The organism is Endozoicomonas sp. SESOKO4 (assembly GCF_024606275.1).
The window spans coordinates 1-1,895 of the sequence record NZ_JAHHPS010000192.1 but is presented as its reverse complement, the minus strand read 5'-3'; the positions used below and the strand labels follow the sequence as shown (position 1 = coordinate 1,895).

Here is a 1,895-nt window from a genome sequence, read left to right as displayed (position 1 = left end):
CGTGTAACTGGTTTTCACCACTGGCGACAGTGACTATGGATTTTTCTGTGATGCTCATAGCCTCTGAAGATTTTTCAGCCTTTGCAATGGCGACTTCCGAAGTCGTTGCTTTCGATATAACAGTTTTGGGTGCTGCCAGACTTTTTGTATCTTTACTTGATTCAAATACCCCAGGTTCATCTTCTTCCGGTACAAACAGTGGCAAAGCTGATGGCTTTGATGAACCCAAAGGCTCTGCAAGCGGTGCCGAAGATCCAACAAATGATGGATCAAGTTTCTCTCGCTCTTCCTTCAACCAGCCAAGTCGCAGTGACCTGACTTGAAGCAGCTCAGCCTGTTGAAACAGCTCGTCCCAACTGAGTTCAGGGTTGATCTCCAGAAGTGTTTTCAGAAGCTGCTGATGCTCAGGGTCACCCAAACGGTACCAAGACAATGCAGCTGCAGGAGAAGCATGCTGTAACAACATCTGAAGTACAGAGACACCGGCATGGTTGGTTGTTAATCCTGTGAGATAATCAAAGTAACCGCTGTCCAGAAATGCTTTGGTCAGTGCGATATCACCTCTGGCAAAAAGAAGATGCAGCGGGGTATAGCCATCAATGGTTCGTTTTCTGCCTAAAGCCCTAGAGTAAAGGTAAATGGCACCACAGCCGTCATTAAACCGTTGAATGGTAGATGAAGAACCCTGCTCAAACAGTATGTGCAGTGGCGTTTCGCCATTATGGGCTACAGCCCCCAGCATAGCATCGCTCATCAGGGAATAATTCTTGTCAATAAAATGATAAATCAGCGGGGTACTGCCACTGGCAAAAAGAATATGCATCAGATTCACGCCACTGAAATCCTGCATTGCCAGATCCTGGCTAACAGGTCTGCCTGTCTGATTTTGTAATCTTTGAAACACTTCCGCCACTGCCCGGAAGAAATTCCGGTGATAAAGAATATGAAGCAGGGTTGAACCTCGGTGGTTCTGCCGGGACTGCAATTCCCAGGTAATCATCTTGCCAATAAATTGAATGGTTTCAATGATGGCCTGTTCTGACTGATATTGAAACAGGTAATGTGCTGAGGTACAGCCGCAATTGTCTGGAAGCTCTATTAGTGCAGCTGTTACCCAATGTTTGAAACGCCGAAGAAACCACCGAATGACTGCCGGTGAAGTATATTGAGCCAGATCATGAAGCACGGTTCTGTGGTTACGATCTGACTGATTTAAATCCTCAGCGACTATCGGTAAATCGAATTGTTGTAAAAGGTCGAGCAGGGTTTCTTCCGTTCCGAAACGAATCATAAAACGGAACAGAGTCAGAGTATTGTCCATTAAAGGTGTTCCCGGTACCTGCCTTCTGTATTTAGCGCAATGACTTTGGGTATGGCTTTGTAGCATTTCCTGGCGCGCGTCAAGGGTACCTGCAATGGGTCTGAATTGTTGACACCGATCGCATCTTATCCAGTGCCTTTCTGCGTGAGGCAGTACTTCCTGAAGTAGAAACCCGCTTTGTTCGCAATCCGTACAAGATAGCCTTAAACCGGCTTCTGACGCACACCTGTGCAGATTCGCTAACACCTGTCGTTTGCTGACATGATATTCGGTTTGAAGCAGCCTGATGGTGTAATACTCAAGATCCCCGGACAATGTATTATGACTGTCATCGGTAGGTTTGTTATCAGGTTCTGGATAATTCTGCCCTGGCTGGTCTTGTTTTTTTTCATTGTTCTGGCGCCGTGTCTGGCGGCCTGAATCACTCTGTTTGTTGTCTTTATCCGCTGCAGGATTTGGTGAAGTTGGGCTTTCGGAGTTTCCCAGCTGTATGGTTCCGGGCGGTGTATTAGTCTGGGCCTGTCTTTTAAAGGTGCGTTCCAGTTCCGAGTATTCAAACTCAAGACTGAACTCA

1 protein-coding gene is annotated in these 1,895 nt (G+C 46.7%); it reads right to left on the bottom strand.

Annotation, left to right across the window (positions count from 1 at the left end; all coding sequences use genetic code 11):
- Positions 1–1,895 (bottom strand): hypothetical protein (locus KDK16_RS03765; RefSeq protein ID WP_257274733.1); only part of this gene is annotated, 1,895 nt, incomplete at both ends.